The organism is Leucobacter soli (assembly GCF_042659205.1).
Lineage (GTDB): Bacteria > Actinomycetota > Actinomycetes > Actinomycetales > Microbacteriaceae > Leucobacter > Leucobacter soli.
On record NZ_JBHSRW010000034.1, the window covers coordinates 1 to 17,074 of the forward strand.

20 protein-coding genes are annotated in these 17,074 nt (G+C 64.8%); 18 read left to right on the forward strand and 2 right to left on the reverse strand.

The genetic code is table 11. The features are described from left to right. Positions 1 to 244 precede the first annotated feature (244 nt). Entirely contained in the window at positions 245 to 655 is a 411-nt protein-coding gene (locus ACFPZL_RS04010; RefSeq protein ID WP_218116230.1) for a phage holin family protein, read from the reverse strand. Between the two features lie 84 nt (positions 656 to 739). Here ACFPZL_RS04010 and ACFPZL_RS04015 point away from each other — a divergent pair, with 84 nt between their 5' ends. From ACFPZL_RS04015 to ACFPZL_RS04085, 15 genes are all read left to right on the forward strand, one after another. Next, a complete protein-coding gene (locus ACFPZL_RS04015; RefSeq protein WP_218116229.1) occupies positions 740 to 1,147 on the forward strand; it encodes a thiol-disulfide oxidoreductase DCC family protein in 408 nt (135 codons plus the stop codon). A gap of 209 nt (positions 1,148 to 1,356) precedes the next feature. Then, a complete protein-coding gene (locus ACFPZL_RS04020; RefSeq protein WP_218116228.1) occupies positions 1,357 to 2,568 on the forward strand; it encodes a sugar ABC transporter substrate-binding protein in 1,212 nt (403 codons plus the stop codon). A gap of 28 nt (positions 2,569 to 2,596) precedes the next feature. Next, on the forward strand, positions 2,597 to 4,051 hold the full coding sequence (locus ACFPZL_RS04025; protein WP_382334745.1) for a sugar ABC transporter ATP-binding protein: 1,455 nt from the start codon (positions 2,597 to 2,599) through the stop codon (positions 4,049 to 4,051). A gap of 36 nt (positions 4,052 to 4,087) precedes the next feature. Then, entirely contained in the window at positions 4,088 to 5,092 is a 1,005-nt protein-coding gene (locus tag ACFPZL_RS04030) for an ABC transporter permease (RefSeq protein ID WP_218116226.1), read from the forward strand. 43 nt (positions 5,093 to 5,135) lie between these two features. Further along, the gene (locus ACFPZL_RS04035; RefSeq protein ID WP_218116225.1) at positions 5,136 to 5,939 is read left to right on the forward strand and encodes an N-acyl homoserine lactonase family protein; all 804 of its coding nucleotides are present in this window, start codon (positions 5,136 to 5,138) and stop codon (positions 5,937 to 5,939) included. 10 nt (positions 5,940 to 5,949) lie between these two features. Next, complete coding sequence (locus ACFPZL_RS04040; protein ID WP_218116224.1) at positions 5,950 to 6,363, forward strand: FmdB family zinc ribbon protein; 414 nt, start codon at positions 5,950 to 5,952, stop codon at positions 6,361 to 6,363. Beyond that, positions 6,356 to 7,156 (forward strand): alpha/beta fold hydrolase, encoded by an 801-nt coding sequence (locus ACFPZL_RS04045; protein WP_268912071.1) that lies wholly within the window; start codon positions 6,356 to 6,358, stop codon positions 7,154 to 7,156. Before ACFPZL_RS04040 ends, ACFPZL_RS04045 begins: the two co-directional genes overlap by 8 nt. A gap of 56 nt (positions 7,157 to 7,212) precedes the next feature. Further along, positions 7,213 to 7,566, forward strand: a complete 354-nt coding sequence (locus ACFPZL_RS04050; RefSeq protein WP_218116222.1) for a Zn-ribbon domain-containing OB-fold protein — start codon at positions 7,213 to 7,215, stop codon at positions 7,564 to 7,566. After that, the gene (locus ACFPZL_RS04055) at positions 7,563 to 8,705 is read left to right on the forward strand and encodes a thiolase family protein (RefSeq protein WP_218116221.1); all 1,143 of its coding nucleotides are present in this window, start codon (positions 7,563 to 7,565) and stop codon (positions 8,703 to 8,705) included. The genes ACFPZL_RS04050 and ACFPZL_RS04055 overlap by 4 nt, the downstream gene beginning before the upstream one ends. Before the next feature lie 3 nt (positions 8,706 to 8,708). Further along, on the forward strand, positions 8,709 to 9,503 hold the full coding sequence (locus ACFPZL_RS04060) for an IclR family transcriptional regulator (RefSeq protein ID WP_218116220.1): 795 nt from the start codon (positions 8,709 to 8,711) through the stop codon (positions 9,501 to 9,503). Beyond that, positions 9,503 to 10,768 carry a CaiB/BaiF CoA transferase family protein gene (locus ACFPZL_RS04065; RefSeq protein ID WP_218116219.1) on the forward strand — a complete coding sequence of 422 codons (1,266 nt, stop codon included), beginning with the start codon at positions 9,503 to 9,505 and terminating at the stop codon, positions 10,766 to 10,768. The genes ACFPZL_RS04060 and ACFPZL_RS04065 overlap by 1 nt, the downstream gene beginning before the upstream one ends. Next, the gene (locus tag ACFPZL_RS04070) at positions 10,761 to 11,507 is read left to right on the forward strand and encodes an alpha/beta fold hydrolase (protein WP_218116218.1); all 747 of its coding nucleotides are present in this window, start codon (positions 10,761 to 10,763) and stop codon (positions 11,505 to 11,507) included. Before ACFPZL_RS04065 ends, ACFPZL_RS04070 begins: the two co-directional genes overlap by 8 nt. Positions 11,508 to 11,509: 2 nt before the next feature. Continuing rightward, positions 11,510 to 12,241: an SDR family NAD(P)-dependent oxidoreductase gene (locus ACFPZL_RS04075; RefSeq protein WP_218116236.1), complete on the forward strand. Its 732-nt coding sequence runs from the start codon at positions 11,510 to 11,512 to the stop codon at positions 12,239 to 12,241. Between the two features lie 55 nt (positions 12,242 to 12,296). Further along, a complete protein-coding gene (locus tag ACFPZL_RS04080) occupies positions 12,297 to 13,052 on the forward strand; it encodes an SDR family NAD(P)-dependent oxidoreductase (protein WP_218116217.1) in 756 nt (251 codons plus the stop codon). 14 nt (positions 13,053 to 13,066) lie between these two features. Next, positions 13,067 to 13,591 (forward strand): type II 3-dehydroquinate dehydratase, encoded by a 525-nt coding sequence (locus ACFPZL_RS04085; RefSeq protein WP_218116216.1) that lies wholly within the window; start codon positions 13,067 to 13,069, stop codon positions 13,589 to 13,591. Positions 13,592 to 13,630: 39 nt separating this feature from the next. On the opposite strand, the gene ACFPZL_RS04090 is transcribed toward ACFPZL_RS04085, so the two are convergent. Beyond that, positions 13,631 to 14,434, reverse strand: coding sequence for an IclR family transcriptional regulator (locus ACFPZL_RS04090; protein ID WP_218116215.1), 804 nt, complete (start codon positions 14,432 to 14,434; stop codon positions 13,631 to 13,633). Between the two features lie 120 nt (positions 14,435 to 14,554). Between ACFPZL_RS04090 and ACFPZL_RS04095 the strand changes: the two genes are divergently transcribed. From ACFPZL_RS04095 to ACFPZL_RS04105, 3 genes are all read left to right on the forward strand, one after another. After that, complete coding sequence (locus tag ACFPZL_RS04095) at positions 14,555 to 15,724, forward strand: thiamine pyrophosphate-dependent enzyme (protein WP_218116214.1); 1,170 nt, start codon at positions 14,555 to 14,557, stop codon at positions 15,722 to 15,724. Further along, a complete protein-coding gene (locus ACFPZL_RS04100) occupies positions 15,721 to 16,722 on the forward strand; it encodes an alpha-ketoacid dehydrogenase subunit beta (RefSeq protein WP_218116213.1) in 1,002 nt (333 codons plus the stop codon). Before ACFPZL_RS04095 ends, ACFPZL_RS04100 begins: the two co-directional genes overlap by 4 nt. Positions 16,723 to 16,745: 23 nt before the next feature. Then, on the forward strand, positions 16,746 to 17,074 hold a 329-nt coding region (locus tag ACFPZL_RS04105; protein WP_382334748.1), incomplete at its 3' end, for a biotin/lipoyl-containing protein.

Sequence of the window (17,074 nt, forward strand, 5' to 3'; positions counted from 1 at the left end):
CTGCCGCGCTCGCCGCCGATCCCGACGCCTCGATCTGGCAGGTTGCTCGGCAACTCGGCTGGAGCGCCGGCTGGGAGCGGCTGTCGAGCGGCCCGATGCTCGCCTCGGCGCTGCTTCAGACGGGGCTGCACGTGCGGTTCGTGCGCGGCGGCGGGCTCGAGCGCGACTGATCCGGCGGACTGCTCCGATTCGACCGTGCCGGTAGATCGATCCGCACGGCAGGCGAGGATTTCGCAGACGCGCCTTACGACTCGCGCGGCTTCTTCCGGGTGCCGAGCAGCGCGTTCATGATTCCCGAGAGGATCGAGAGCACGAGGGCGCCCAGCACTCCCCACCAGAAGCCGTCGACGCGGAGCCCGAAGCCCGCGAGCTCAGAGATCCAAGCGACGACCCAGATGAGCAGGCCGTTGACGATGAGGCCGAAGAGGCCGAGCGTGAGGACGTAGAGGGGGAACGAGATGAAGCGCACCACGCGGCCGAGCGTGGCGTTCACGAGTCCGAAGAGGAGCGCCACGAGTACGAATGTGGCGATGCTCCCCCAGTTATCGTCCGCGAGCGGCGCGATCCAGAACCCGTGCTCGCCCGGACCGCCGACGATGAGCGTCGTCAACCACAGCGCGAATGCGCTGACGAGCACGCGGATGAAGGATCGCATGCATCCAGTGTCCCACCCCGGGTGCTGAACGAGAACAGCGGCATCCCGGCCATGGTGTTGGATGGGAGGGAGAAGGAGAGTGCGATGGCCGATGGCACGGTTGTGCTCGATGTCGTCTTCGACGGGCGATGCGGTGTCTGCACGCGTGCCGCGGCCTGGCTCGAGCGTCGGGATCGTCGCGGCCGGCTGCGCCTGCATCCCTCCCAGCGCCCGGGCGTGCTCGAGCGCTTCGGTCTGAGCGAGGCCGCCGCGCAGGAGGCGGCCTGGGTGTTCGAGGGCGAGGGGCCCGCCGCCCGCAGCTATCGCGGTGCCGCCGCCGTGAGCCGCGCACTCGATACCGCGTTCGGGCTGCGGCTTCTGCTGCCGCTCTACCGACTCCCTGGAGTGGGGTGGGCGGAGGATCTCGCCTACCGATGGGTGGCCGAGAACCGCCGCCGTCTGCCCGGCGCGACCCCGTGGTGCGAGACGCACCCCGGGGACTGCGGAAAATAGGTCGTCCGAACCGGGTCGCCTGGCGGGCCGAAGCGCGCGCCGCGATCGGCGCAGGGTGACACACGGCGCTTCCGAGCCGCGAGGAGCCCCGCCAAATATATTCTTCGGTTCGCTTGACGCTGTTAATATGCTAATTCTAGAATCAGAATCGAATTTCATTCACTAGAAGTTCAAGCGAGAAATTCCTCAACTTTGGGAGGCAACAAAGGATGAACATCCGCACTCGAAGCGCGAAGATGCGCATTATCGGCGGGGTCGGCGCAGCCCTCGCTACCGCTCTCATGCTTTCGTCCTGCAGCGCTGCAGCGGACGAGGCGACCAGCGATTCCGGTTCGACCGCGGCGAGCGGAGACCTCACCGCCTTCGAGGCGAAAGTGCAGGAGGCTGTCGACACGGCTGCCGAGATGCAGACGCAGCTGCCACCTTCGGAGGGCCCAGCGGCCGCGAAGGATAAGAAGATTGTGATCATCCCCCCGGCAGGCGCATCTACCGAGGGTGGCTACCGGGTTTCGTTGGCAGCGCAGGACGCTGCCAAGGCGCTCGGCTGGGACGTCACCTTCATCAACCCCGAAGGTGATCCGGCGAAGATGAACGCCGCGGTTCAGCAGGCGATCGCGATCAAGGCCGATGCCATCGCCATCGTTTCCATTGATGCTTCCGTTGTGCAGAGCAGCCTGGAGCAGGCCAAGGCCGCGGGTATCAAGATCGTCGCATCGGTTTCGGCGAACAGCGAGGGTGAGGAAGGCGTGTTCGACTCGCTCGTCCCGTCTCTGCAGTCGGGTCGTGACAACGGGTGGGCGCTGGCCGCTCAGTCATACCTCTACACCGACGGCAAGCTGCGCGATGTGCAGATGATGGACAGCGAGTTCGGCTACGTGGTAGCGCGTCAGGAGGGCTGGCAGCAGTTCATCAAGGATTGTGAGGCAGCCGGCGGTGACTGCAAGACGCTTGCCGTGACGAACTTCCTCGCGGCCGACATCACCACCAAGCTGCCGACACTCACCGCGCAGACGCTGCGATCGAACTCGGAGTTCAACGTGCTGTGGAACGGCTTCGATTCGGGCCTCACTTTCTCGATCCAGGGCGCCAAGCAGGCCGGTCTGGCGAACGAGGGTACCTTCGGTGTCGGCTATGACGGCAACACCCCGAACCTGGACGACATCCGCAACGGTGGGTACCAGAAGGCGACGATCGGCCTTTCGACGATGGCCGTTGGCTACGCCATGATCGATAACGCCAACCGTCTGGTGCAGGGCGAGGCGCCGCTCTCGGGCGAGGAGCAGGGCATTCGCAACAAGCTCCTCACCGCTGACAATGTTCCGGCATCCGGCCCGTGGTGGGGCGACCAGGACATCCGCCCGAACTACTGGAAGCTCTGGGGCGTCGAGCCCGCCGAACCCGCGGCGGCCGAGACACTCTGAGCGGCGCCCCTTCAGGAAAGAGAACGAAATGGCAATGTCGGGGCGTCCGCAGGACGCGTCTCAGGAGAGTGCGGTCGTCGAGCTTCGAGGACTGACGAAGAGCTTCGGCGATCAGCGGGCACTCGATGAGGTCGAGCTGACGCTCCGACATGGCCAGGTCACCGCCCTCATCGGCGAAAACGGGTCTGGCAAGTCTACGCTCATCAAGTGCCTGACCGGCGTCTACCAGCCCGATGGCGGTAGTCAGCTGCAGTGGGGCGAGGGTATCGGGCCTGAGAACGTTGTCGTGGTACACCAGGATCTCGGCATGATCCCCGGCTTGACCATCGCCGAGAACTTCGGCGTCGGTGTCGGCTTCCTCCGCACCGCGCTCGGACGGGTCAAGTGGCGCAAGCACAATGCTCGCGTGCAGGATTTCCTCTACAACGCAGGGCTCGATGTAGATGCGCGCACCCTGATCGAAGATCTCACACTCGCGGAGCAGACGATCATCGCCATCGAGCGAGCTCTGTTCCGGGCCAAGGGCGAAGTCTCGCTCGTGATTCTCGACGAGCCGACAGCTGCTCTTCCCATCAATGAACGAACGCAGGTTCTCGAAACCGTGCGCGGCCTCCGCAAGAGCGGTCTCGCGATCCTGTACGTTTCACACCACCTCGATGAGATCGTCGACATCGGAGATCGGGTTGTTGTGCTCCGAGCGGGGCAGGTGATCCACGACGAGCCAGTGGCGGATAAGAGTGCGATCGACCTGCTGACGCTCATGAGCGGCGAGCAGCACGCCATGAGCCCTGAGAGCACCACGGCGGCCGGAACTGAGGATTTCCTCTCGGTCCGTGGACTGCGCACGGCACAACTCGGAGGCATCGACTTCGATGCGCGCAAGGGCGAGATTCTCGGCATCGTAGGGGCGCTCGATTCCGGCACAGGCGACGTCTGCCAAGCCATCGCTGGGGGTCTCCGATATCGGGGTGAGGTCCGACTCGCAGAAAAGCGGCTGGTTCCGGGTTCGATCCGGGATCGCCTCCGCAACAAGATCTTCCTCGTGCCCAGCGACCGTCGGGGCAAGGGGATCATCGGTGATCTCGACATCGTCGAGAACATCGAGATCGCAGAACAGCGCCGGCACTTCCCGCTCGCGCTCATCTCGCGACGGGGCGAACGCGACCGCGTGGCCGATGCAATGGAGATCTTCGACATCCGGCCGCGCGATCCGCGCCGCAAGGTGGGAATGCTCTCCGGCGGCAACCAGCAGAAGGTCGTGCTCGCGCGGTGCCTGGCCCAGCGCCCGAGTCTGATGGTGCTCGAGAACCCGACGCAGGGCGTCGATCCGGCGGCGAGGATGCAGATCCGCGCTGCAATTCGGGACGCGGCATCGAACGGGGTGACCGTGGTCTTGACCGATGTCGATGAGTCCGAGATCGCGGCGGTCGCGACCAGGATGCTGCGCCTCGACAGCGGCGTCATCATAGACGCCGTCGGCTGAGGCAGTAAGAGAAAAGTACAAGGAACGAGCAGAGTCATGAGCAGCACGAGTACATCGGCGCAGACCGACACGACGGGCGTCGCAGTGATGCGAAGCGCACGCACCAGGCGGCAATACAGCCAGTGGGCATTGCCCGCGATCACGATCGCCGCAATCGTCGTATTCTCCTTCTTGCGCCCGGATACCTTCGCGACACTCGGGAATGCCCGAGCGATCGCACTGACGCAGACGATTCTGGTCATCGTTGCGCTCGCCGAGCTCTTCGTGCTGATCACGGGCGATTTCGACCTGAGCGTCGGCGGAAACCTCGCGCTCGGCGGCATTTTGACCGCTGGGCTTCCCTCCCTGCAGGGGCTGCCCGTGGGTCTGTCGATCCTCCTCGCGATTCTCGCTTGCGGAATCGTCGGATTGATCAACGGCATTCTGGTGAATGTCGTCAGGATCAACGCTTTTATCACGACACTTTCAACCGGTCTCATTCTCGCGGGAATCGCCACCTGGTACACCAACGGCCAGGTCATCTACGAGAACATCCCCAAGGCGCTACCGGAATTCGGTGCCGGCGACTTCCTCGGCATCCCGAATCCTGTCTGGCTCATCGTCGTGCTGATGCTCATCGTCTATTACGTGCTGGACCACACCCCCTTCGGTCGCTTCCTGTACGCGATCGGCGGTTCGCGCGAGGCATCGCGGCTCTCCGGGCTCAATGTGCGGGGGCTCAGCATCTCGGCGTTCACCATTTCGGGAATTTTGTGCGGCATCGCGGGAGTGACAGCGACCTCGGTACTGGGCACGGGAAACCCGACGGTCGGTCCGGCGTACCTCCTTCCCGCATTCGCCGCCGTGTTCCTCGGCGCGACGTCGTTCAAGCCAGGTCGATTCAATGTCTTCGGCACGGTGCTCGCGGTGTTCGCGATCGCGATCGGCGTTACCGGACTTCAGGCAGTGGGGGTTCCCTACTTCGTCGAGCCGGTCTTCAATGGATTGGTGCTACTCACGGCCGTAGCGGCAAGCCGCCGGCTCAGAGCTGATGCGGCGTAGCCGCATCTGAGCGCCAGAAACCGATTCACGAAGGAGTTCGAAAATGGAATCACTGAAGGTTCACGTCCTCGAATGTGGTGCGATGGGCACCGATATCGAGCAGCTCATCGGGTCGCCGAAATACCGTGCACTCGCACACAACCACCATCGGGAACGCGTGTGGGCGAGTTGCCAGTTGCACGCGGTGCTCATCGAGCATCCCGGCGGTTTGATCCTGTGGGATACGGCGAGCTCGCGCGAATGGGAGACCGAGTGGGAAGGCACGGGCCTCAAGGAGGTCATCCCTTACGACCAGGTCGCAGAAGAGCAGTACCTGGACTCTCGGCTGAAGCAGATCGGCTTCGAACTCGAGCAGATCGACACCGTCGTGCTCAGCCACCTCCATATGGATCACGCCGGGAACGCCAAGCTGTTCGATCGTGACGGCACCCGCTTCATCGTCAATCAGGCCGAGTTGGACGGGGCCATGGGCTTCGACGGCTTCTTCCAGGGAGGCCACATCAAGAACGACTATCAGCACATCGACTTCGAGACGGTGACTGGTGATGTCGAATTGATCCCCGGGGTAAAGCTTCTCGAGGTACCAGGCCATAGCTTCGGACAGATGGCGCTGCAGGTCGACCTGCCGAAGGACGGCACCATGATCTTCACCTCGGATGCCGTATACCTGGAGGAGACCATTGAGCAGCGCCATTGGGGATCGGTTGTCTGGGATAACCGTGCGTGGCTCAACTCGCTGGACAAGATTCTGAAGATTCGCGACGAGACCGATGCAACGCTTGTCTTCGGGCACGATTCCGGGCAGATGACGCAGCTACGTACCGGCGCGGGCAACTACTACAGCTGAGCGCCGCCCCATGCCCATCTATACTCACAAGTGCCACGGGTGCGGCGCGCGCTTCGATCGACTGCTGCCGATGGACGCCGACCGCCGACAGCCGTGTGCGTGCGGCGAGCAGGCGGACCGTGTCATCACTGGCGTGCGCTTGCTTGGGATGAAGCTCGCACCGGAGCCGAGCCGCGGGTCGGTTCCGCTCCGCCGTCGACTCCCGAGCTCGCTCGAGGGTGTTGGTGGCGGCCGAGAAGGCGTGGCTTACTTTCAGCGGGTCGAGGAACGACTGAGTCGCTTCGAGGAGAAGAACCCAGAATTCCGCGACGAGAAGATGCCCGTGGTGAGCCACGAGCGTGGTGTCGTGGTGCGTGCAACTGAAAAGACCGCCGCGCCTTCGGCGAAGCCGTCGCAGTCAAGTGCAGGTGAGAAGAATGTCTGACCTCGCGCCGCTCCACGTACGGGTGCACGGCTCGGGCCCGACGCAGGCGGTGCTCGTGCATTCGCTCTTCTTCGATGGCACCATGTTCGACGACTTCGTCGCCGTTGCAGATCTGCCGGTACGGTATCTGATCCCCGACCTCAGAGGGCAGGGCCGCAGTCCGGGTGGCGATCTGTCGCTCGAGGCGCTCGCGGCTGACGTCATCGCGCTCGTCGAGCGGGAGTCATCGGCTCCGGTTCACGTGGTTGGCAGTTCGATGGGCGGCTACGTGGCTACCCTCGCTGCGGCCCGGCGACCGGACCTCTTCCTCGATTGCACCCTACTGGGCGGCACGGCTGACGCCGAACTGGATCCCGATCGCTTCGCGGAACTCGAGCGAGCGATCCGTACCGGTATCGACGATGCTGTGATCGATCGGATCGAGCACACGATGTTCGGGGATGACTTCTTAGCGCGTCCGCGCACGGACGCGATCCGAGATCGTTGGCGATCGCATTTCACGCGCCTGCCCGCAGGTGTGGCCGATGCCGCACACGAGGTCTTCGCTCGTGCGTCGTTACATGATGCGGTCGCTGCACTGACGATGCCCGTGCAATTGATCGCGGGTCAGCAGGACCACGCGAAGGAGCCCGAGCAGATGCGTCGGATGCTCCCGTTGCTCGCCGACGGCCGACTGACCGTGCTGGAAGGGGTCGGACACACCCCCATCGTCGAGGCTCCGGACGCGGTCGCGTCGATAGTCGACGACTTCTGGTTCTCAAACTCTTCACAACAGAAAGGACGAGTAGCGTGACCATATCTCTGAGCGCTTCGGCCGTCGAGGCCACACTTGCACCCGTCGAGGATCTCGTGGACCGCGCGGGCGACATCGCGCTGACCGACGCAGGGCACCGGCTCATCGGCAGTTGCTGCCGGAGCTGCGGAGGCAAGAACTTCCCGAAACGGATGGCTTGCGTCGACTGTGGCGGCATCGAGCTCGAAGACGCTGAGCTCGCGCACGAAGGGCGTCTGTACAGCCACACGACCGTGCATGTGTCGAGCATCCGGGAGACGCCATATCGGCTCGGCTACATCGACCTCACGGACGGCGTGCGCATTCTCGCGCAGCTCGATGTCGCGGCGGTCGAGGGCGGTATCGATGGTCCGGTCGAACTTGTGGTGAATGACGGCAACTGGAGCTTCACAAGGAAGGAACAAGCATGAGCGCATATGTCATCGGAGCGGCCATGCTCCCGATGGGTCGGTACAAGAACGCCTCCTACTCGGGGCTTGCGGTTCCGCCGCTCGCCGCGGCGATCGCGAGCTCGGGCATTACCCGAGAGGAGATCGGAGCTGTCTATTGCGGTCATGCATTCGGCGGCATGCTCACCGGCCAGCGGATCGTCAAGGAACTCGGCATCGGCGGCATTCCGGTCGTCAATGTCGACAACGCGTGCTCCGGCGGCGCGACGGCAGTGCAGGAGGCCTACCGAGCGGTGGAGAGCGGACGCGTCGAGGTCGCGGTTGCGATCGGCGTCGACAAGCTGACTCAATTTGGTGGCGGCACGCTTCCGCTCGTGGAAGAGGATCCCGAGGTGCAGATCGGCATGGTGATGCCTGCGCTCTACGCTATGCGCGCGCATCGCTACCTGCACGATCGTGGCGCTACTCCGGCAGATCTCGCGGCTGTTGCGGTGAAGGCTCGTCGACACGGCAGCCGCAACCCGTACGCGCAGTTCCGCAGCGAGACCACGATCGACGAGGTTCTCGCCTCCCGTCCCATCGCCGATCCGCTGACGCTGTTCCAGTGCTGCCCGACCGGCGATGGTGCGGCCGTCGTGATCATCGTCTCGGATGCCGTTCGGCGCCGACTGGGGGTTCCGGCGATCCGCGTGCGTGCATCTGTGCTCCACTCGGGAAAGGCGACTGCGGGCTTCCGCGACATGCTGCGGCCGGAGATCACTTTCGATTCCGCGCGGGATGCGTATGAGCAGGCGGGAATCGGCGCAGAGGATATCGACGTCGTCGAGTTGCATGACGCGTTCACCATCGCCGAGGTCGTGTACTACGAGGCGCTGGGCTTCGCCCGGCCCGGTGAATCTCTCGACTTTCTTCGGGCGGAAAAGGCGACCTACGGCGGAGAGGTCGTGGTGAACCCGAGCGGCGGCCTGCTCGCGAAGGGGCACCCGGTCGGTGCCAGCGGTGTCGCTCAGGTGGTCGAGATCTTCTGGCAGCTCACTGGCGTGGCCGGGCCTCGTCAGGTCGAGAACGCTCGCTTCGGTCTGACGCACGTGACCGGCGGCGGGATCAGTGGGCTCGATCACGGGTCCTGCGCGGTGCACATCTTCGAGAGCGTGAACTGAGTCATGTCGTCCGCCATCCATCCGACGAGCACTGTCGTGCGTACCGCGAGGCTGATCGAGGCGCTCGCGGACGCCGAGGGTGAAGTCGGCGTGAATCAGCTGGCGGAACGTCTCGGCCTGGCTCCGTCCACCGTGCATCGATCGCTGCAGTTGCTGTGCGACGAGGGGTTCGCCACGTGGAATCCCACCACTCGCGTCTATTCGAGCGGTCCGAGCCTCTACCGGATAGCCGCGCGTGCGTCGCAAGCATTTCCGATGAGTGCGATCATCACGCCCTCGGTAGAGCAGCTGGCGGCGCGCTACAACGAGACCGTGCTCTTCGCCATGTATCTGCCGAAGGATCGCGCGATGTCGTTCCTCGTCCGTTCCGACGGAACGCAAGCTCTCCAGTACCGAATCGACATGCATGCGCCGCTTTCTCTGCTCTGGGGTGCCTCCGGCAAGGCGATCCTCGCCTACCTGGACCACGAGGAGATCACCGGCATCTACGAATCCGAGGGTATGACGTCTCCTGCCGGTGGCGCCGAACTACCGCAGCTCACGACTCTGCTCGAGGAAATGCAACGTATCAGAGACGCAGGCGTCGCGCTTTCCGACAGTGAGAAGCTCCCCGGCGCGCGCGGGATCGCGTCGCCGGTGTTCGGCGCCGGTGGCGTGGTCGGCGCGTTGGTGCTGACTTCGCCGCTGGACCGGCTGCCGCACGGCAGCGTCGAAGAGATCGCCACCACCATACGCTCGACCGCTCAGCGCCTCTCCCATGCATTGGGTCAGAGTGCACGACAGAAAGACCTTTCCTGATGAACGAACAGGCCACCGGCGCGACAGGCGTGTTGCCTCTGGCCGGGTTGAAAGTACTCGACCTCACGAGCTTCCTCTCGGGCCCCTATTGCACGCAGATCCTTGCCGACCTTGGCGCCGAGATCATCAAGCTGGAGCCCCTGACCGGTGATTCGAGCCGCGGGATCCCGCCGTACTTCGTCGGTGAGGACAGCGCGTACTACCTTGCGAACAACCGGAGCAAGCAGAGCATCGCTATCGATCTCAAGTCGCCTGCTGGGCTCGAGATCGCGCTCGGGTTGATCGCGCAGGTCGACGTGGTCATCGAGAACTTCCGGCCGGGCGTCGCTGCGAGACTCGGGCTCGACGTCGAGGAGCAACGAGCGAAGCGACCCGATCTCGTCTGGGCGTCCATCAGCGGCTTCGGTCAGGTCGGTCCTTGGCGGGATCGACTGGCCTACGATTTGATCGTGCAAGCCCTCTCCGGAGTCATGAGCCTCACCGGTCACGAAGACGGTCCCTCCTCGAGGCTCGGCATCCCGGCCGGTGATCTCGCGGCCGGCATGTTCGCCGCTATCGGCATCCTTGCAGCCCTCGTCGCGCGGGGCGTCTCCGGTCGCGGTCGTACGATTGACGTGTCGATGCTCGACGGCCAACTGTCGATGCTCTCCTATCAGGCGGTGTACGCGATGTTCGCCGGAATCACCCCGGGACCGCAGGGTGCGGGCCATGACTCGATCCCCACCTATCGGGCGTTCACTGCTGGCGACGGCCGCGAGTTCGTGGTGACCGCGAACACGGAGCGGATGTGGCGCGCGATGTGCGAGGTGCTCGGTGCCCCTGAACTTCTCGAGGATCCCCGATTCTCCGATGCGTCGAGCAGGCTCGAGCACCGCCACGAACTCTGGGAGCTTTTGGGAGCTGCGCTTGTGGCAGATTCGGCAGCCAACTGGGTAGAACGGCTCACGGTCGCGAGCGTTCCCGCCGCACTCATCAAGACCGTTCCAGAGGCCCTGGATGATGCGGAGCAAGCTGGTCGCGGTATGATCGTCGACCTCGAGAGCGAGGACGGACGCCGTATCCGCACGATCGCCACGCCGATCACCTTCACGGGCGAGGAGCCTCGGGCGCACGACTTTCCGCCGCAGCTCGGCGCAGACACGGATCGCATTCTGCAGGAGATGCTCGGCATGGTGGAGGCTGACATCGAGCGGCTCCGCGATTCGGGGGTTCTTCTGCATGACCCGGCGCTCGTAAATGCTCGGGGCAGGACGGCCGGTGAGTAGCGGGAAGTCACCGGTTGTTCTGCTGCACAGTCTCGGGCTGTGCTCCGAGGACTATCGCCCCTTCATCGAAGCGGCTCGCCCGCGATGCGTGCGGAGCGTCGACCTGCTTGGCCATGGATCCCGGCAGACCGTGACACCTGAAAGCGTTACCGCGATGGCGGATGACGTCTGGAACGAGATCGAGACGTCTGTGCCGGTGCATCTTGTCGGTCATTCGCTCGGAGGTGCGGTCGCCGCGACACTCGCGAGTTCGCATCCCTCGGCCATTGCCTCGCTGGCCATCGTGGCAAGCCCGTTCGCCGGATCACCCGTGTTTCTGGAGCGTGCGCGGTCTGCCGAACAGTCCGGTATGGTTCCACAGATCGAAGTGACGCTTGAGCGGTGGTTCGACGAGAACGCGAATCCCGCGGTTGTTGCGCAGATCGAGTCAAGCTTGGAGGCGAACTCCGTCGCGAACTGGGCCGCAGCCTGGCGAGCGCTGGGGAATTTTGCGGGCTTCGATCGACTGGGGCTCCCCGTAGAGATCTCGCGGCGGACGCTCTGCCTATCGAGCGCGGGAGACCGGAGCACGCCGCCGCAGGTCGGCGCGCAAATCGTCAGTGCGCTTCCTGGATCGTCACAGGTGGTCGTCGCTGGTGGCGGCCACGCAGGCGTGATCGAGTGCGCTCAGGAATACGCTGATCTGCTCCGCACTCACTGGGATCGCTTCGAGGGAATTGAGAACGAGGAAGTGCAATGACAATGGATTTCGCAGGAGTTCGAACCCTGGTTACGGGAGGCAACGCGGGAATCGGGAGAGCGACAGTCGTCGAACTCCTCGCGCGCGGAGCCGATGTCTGCACGATCGACCTGACGATCGACGATGTGCCCTCAGAGGCTCGTGCGCTCACTGCCGATGTGTCGGATGCCGCTTCGGTGCAGCGCGCAGTCGCTGAGCTGGCCGCAGATGGCCTCGACGTGCTGGTGAACAATGTGGGCATCAGCTTTGAGGGCGGCATCGAGCACGGTGACGACGACGACTGGGCTCGGCTCTGGAACGTCAACGTACTCGGTTACGTACGTGTCATTCGCGCCGCGCTCCCGGAATTGCGCAAGTCGCCGTCGGCCTCCATCGTTAACGTCTCGTCGTGCACCGCTGATGTCGGCGTGCGCAATCGGGCGCTCTATTCGGCCACGAAAGGCGCGATCAAATCAATGTCGCTCTCGATGGCCGCTGACTTGATAGACGAGGGCATCCGCGTCAACTGCGTGCTCCCCGGAACAGTCGACACCCCATTCATGTGGGAGCTCGCGGATCGTTCGGAGGATCCAGAGGCGAAACGTGCCGAGTACCATGCGCGTCAGCCGCTCGGTCGAATGGTCAGCCCTGAGGAGGTGGCGTTCGCGATCGCTTCGCTCGCCAGCCCGAGGGCTGCGTCATCGGTGGGGACGATGCTCGCTGTCGATGGTGGCCTCGGCCGAATGCTTGCATGACCGAGACGTCCGGGCTCACCGCACGTCAGCAGAACACACAAGAAAGGTGGCACCGATGAGATTCAAGGATCGTGTGGCAGTCATTACCGGTTCCGGGCAGGGCATCGGCCGGGCCTACGCACTGGAGTTCGCGCGCCAGGGCGCGAAGGTCGTCGTGGTCGACCTCAATGAGGAGAATGCGAAGGCTGTTGCGGCCGAGATTCAGGCAGAAGGCTTCCCGGCCCTTGCGGTGGGGACCGATATTGCCGAAGGCGCGAGCGTCTCGGCGATGGTTGCGCGGACGGTCGAGGAGTTCGGCGGGATCGATATTCTCGTCAACAATGCGGCGATCTTCGCCACGCTGAAGATGAAGCCGTTCGAGGAGATCACTCTGGGCGAATGGAACTTGGTGCAGTCGGTCAACAGCACCGGCACCTTCCTCTGCTGCCAGGCGGTGGCCCCGATCATGAGGGCAGCAGGGTATGGCAGGATCGTGAACGTTTCCTCGAGCGTCGTCATGACGGGGCGTGCCAACTATGCGCACTATGTCGCTTCGAAGGGAGCCGTATGGGCGCTCACACACGCGTTGGCGACGGAGCTCGGTACTGACGGGATCACGGTCAACGCCGTGAGCCCGCACGGTATTGTGACCGAGGTGCCCCGTGAGACGATCACCGAGGATCAGTGGGACAGCATTCTCGCCGACCAGGCACTGAAGCGACGTGGTGAGGTGTCAGACATGGTTGGTGCCGTGCTGTTCCTCGCGAGTGACGACAGCAAGTACATGACTGGGCAAACGCTTGGCCTCGATGCGGGCCTGCGCTACACATAGGAGAGGAATCGGAAATGTCTGAATACACCATCACCCGGACCGGGTCTCAGCGTCACCGCATTGCGGTCATCGACGGCCCCAACATGTCGAATCTCGGCGCGCGCAGCAAGAAGGTCTATGGAGCGATTGGCTCGCTCGATGACCTGAAAGCCTATGTGCGCGACTACGGCGCGTCGCTCGGCGTCGAGGTGGAGAACTTCTCTTCGAACCACCAGGGCGACATCCTCGAGTTCATCCACGAGTCGGCCGATCGCGTCGACGGGTACATCATCAATCCGGCAGGGCTGACCACGGTCGGAGAAGGCGTGCGACATGCCTTGGAAGACACGGGTCGCCCGGTCATGGAGGTGCACTTCGCGAACATCGCGGCCTCTGCCGGCGGGGCCCGTGGCCTCGGCGGCGGGTCGATCCAGTCGAGCTTCACGCACACGGCGACGGGCATGTGCATGGGCATGCGCCAATACAGTTACATCGGCGCACTGACGGCGCTCGTGTTCTCCCTGGATGACGTCGGATTCCTTGGTGGAGCGGCGGAGTAGGGAAAGAGCGGTGACCACCCGCTGACGGGTGGCCACCGCTCACTCCGAAGGCGTGGCGCCGAGCTTCGTGGAGAGTTCTTTCGAAGCCTCGATGAGTGCTGCTCCGATGACCGAGACCTCGCTGTGTGGAAGCCGCGAGCGGGGGGAAGTCAGGGTGATGGATCCAACAACGCCTCTCGCGTCGAAAACGGGAACACCGATACCTCGGGCATCGGGGAGCTTCTCTCCTTCGGAAACGGCAAAACCGTCCGCACGAATTCGACGGACCTGCTCCTGCAATTCCGACAGCTCCGGCAGTGCGCGCTCACTCATTGCGCCCCGCCGGTGCGAGACATCTTCGAGCAATTGTTCGATGACCTCATCGTCGAGCTGAGCGAGCACCGCCTTCCCTGAGGCGCCCCAGATCACTGGATCCGCGCGATTCATCTCGATTCGATACTGCAGCAGCTGGCTTCCGTCGGCGCGGGCGACGAAGCTCAACGCCCCCTCCACGGGATGGAAGCGACCGAAGACCACCGTCTCATTGAATCGGGCTGCGAGTTTCTCGAGCGTCGGGAGTACCAGGCGCGATTCATCGAAACCGGCAAGTACGCGCGCGGCCACCCGGTAGAACTCGGCGCCGGGTCGATACAGGTGTCGAACTTCGTCGAGGACCACGAAGTCCTCCTGACTGAGGATCCTCAGCAGCCGGTGGACAGTTGGCGCCGGAAGCGAGAGACGCTCGGCAATTGCGGTCAGCCCGGAACCCTCCGGGCCGATCTCGGCAACCACGGCCAAGGCTCGCAGGGTCCGCTCGATCGTTCCGGTTCCCGGCTTCTGGGAAGATACCTCGGAAATCGTCATGCCGCCTCGCTCTCGGACGATCGCGAAGCTCTCCCGCGGCCGCCCGTGACCTGCGGGGAGGAGTGAAGAACAGCGTACATATCCACCTGCAAAATCGACGGGTCATTACACTGTATCGGGATGACTGAATTCATGCAGATCGTCGATCCCGAGCCCATCCGGTTCCTCGACGACGAGGGAAACCTCGCCCCCTCCGCGACCGCGTCCGAGTATGCGGCCGAGCTGGAGCATCTCGGCGAAGCCGAGCTGCGCGAGTGGTACCGGGACATGGTCGCCACCCGCGCCTTCGACACCGAATGCACCCATCTGCAGCGTCAGGGGCAGCTCGCCCTCTGGGTGCCGAGCGTCGGCCAGGAGGGCTGCCAGGTCGGTCTCGCCCACGCGCTCGAACCGCAGGATCACGTCTTCCCCGCGTACCGCGAGCACCTCGTCGCCCGGGTGCGGGGCGTCAGCTTCATCGATGTCGCCAAGCAGTTCCGCGGTCTCACGCACGGCGGCTGGGATGTGACCGACCCCGCGAACGGGAATTTCCACCTCTACACGCTGGTGCTCGGGGCTCAGACCCAGCACGCGACCGGCCACGCGCTCGGTCAGCTGCTCGACGCGAAGCGGCGCGCCGGCACGACGACCATGGATGCCGGGGAGCCGGGGACCGAGACCGGAGAGGCCACGATGGTCTTCTACGGAGATGGGACGAGCAGCCAGGGCGATGCGAACGAGGCGATGGTCTTCGCCGCGAGCTACCAGACCCCCGAAGTCTTCGTCGTGCAGAACAACCGGTGGGCCATCTCGGTGCCGGTCGAGCGTCAGAGCCGCACCCCGCTCTACCGCCGCGGCCTCGGCTTCGGCCTGCGCAGCGTGCAGATCGACGGCAACGACCCGCTCGCCGCGTACGCGGTCGGCCGCCGCTTCCTGCGCGAGGCCCGCACCGGCGGCGGCCCGGGCTACATCGAGGCGCTCACGTACCGCATCGGCGCGCACACGACCGCCGACGATCCGACCCGCTACCGTGAGGACGACGAGCTCGCGGCCTGGCAGCGCCGCGACCCGATTGCGCGGCTCGAGGGGTACCTGCGTTCGCTCGGCACGACCGACGACTTCTTCGAGGAGGTCCGCGCCACGGCAGACGTCGAGGCCAAGCAGGTGCGGGATCAGATCCTCACCGCTCCCAAGCCCACGGCCGACTCGATGTTCGCGCACGTCTACGCCGAACCGCACCCGCGCATCGAGGAGCAGAGCGCGTGGCTCGAGCGGTACGAATCGTCATTCGAGGAAGGGGCGGCCGAATGAGCACCCCCGCACCGCTCACCGAGCGCACCACGCTTCCGATGGCGAAGGCCATCAACGAGGGGCTCCGCGCCGCGATGCTCGCCGATGACCGCGTGCTGCTGATGGGCGAGGACATCGGGCCGCTCGGCGGCGTGTTCCGCGTCACGGACGGGCTGCAGCGCGATTTCGGCTCGGCCCGCGTGCTCGACACCCCGCTCGCCGAGGCCGGCATTGTCGGCTCGGCCATCGGCCTCGCCATGCGCGGGTACCGCCCCGTGATCGAGATCCAGTTCGACGGCTTCATCTTCCCCGCCATGAACCAGATCGTCACGCAGCTCTCGAAGATCCGCGCCCGTCACGACGGCAGGATCGACATGCCCGTCGTCATCCGCGTGCCCTACGGCGGGCACATCAACTCGATCGAGCACCACGAGGAGAGCCCGGAGGCCTACTTCGCCCACACCCCCGGCCTGCGGGTCGTGTCGCCCTCGACGCCGAACGACGCCTACTGGATGATGCAGCAGGCCATCGCCTCCCCCGATCCGGTGCTGTTCTTCGAGCCCAAGTCGAAGTACTGGCAGAAGGGCGAGGTGGATCCCGCCGCGCCCTCGGCGGAACTGCATCGCACCCGCATTGCGCGCACCGGCACCGACTGCACGGTCGTCGGCTTCGGTGCGATGACCACCACGCTGCTGCAGGCGGCCGAGATCGCGCAGGCCGAGGGCACGAGCCTCGAGGTCGTCGACCTGCGCACCATCTCGCCGATCGACTACGAGCCGCTGCTCGCCTCCGTGCGCAAGACGGGGCGCCTCGTCGTCGCGCAGGAGGCGCCCGGCAATGCGAGCGTCGGCAGTGAGATCGCCGCGACGGTCGCCGAGCAGGCGTTCTATTCGCTGCAGGCCCCAGTGCTGCGCGTCTCGGGCTACGACGTGCCGTTCCCGGTGGCCGCGATCGAGTCGCTCTATCTGCCCGACGCCGATCGCGTGCTCGAAGCCGTCGACCGCACCATGCACTACTAGGATTCCCCGCTGAAGGAGTTGCCATGAGCGAAATGACCTTCCCCCTCCCCGACGTGGGCGAGGGGCTGACCGAGGCCGAGATCGTGACCTGGCACGTCGCCCCGGGCGACCCCGTCGAGTTGAACCAGGTGATCTGCGAGATCGAGACGGCGAAGTCGCTCGTCGAGCTGCCCTCCCCGTTCATCGGCGTCGTGACGGAGCTGCTGGCCGAGGTCGGGCAGACCGTGCCGGTGGGGAATCCGATCCTGCGCGTGCGGACCGAGGGCTCGTCCCCCGAGCCGGTCGCGGAGGAGGCCGCGCCCGCGGGCGACACGGACGAGACCCGCGACGCCGTGGCCGATGCGGCCGGCAG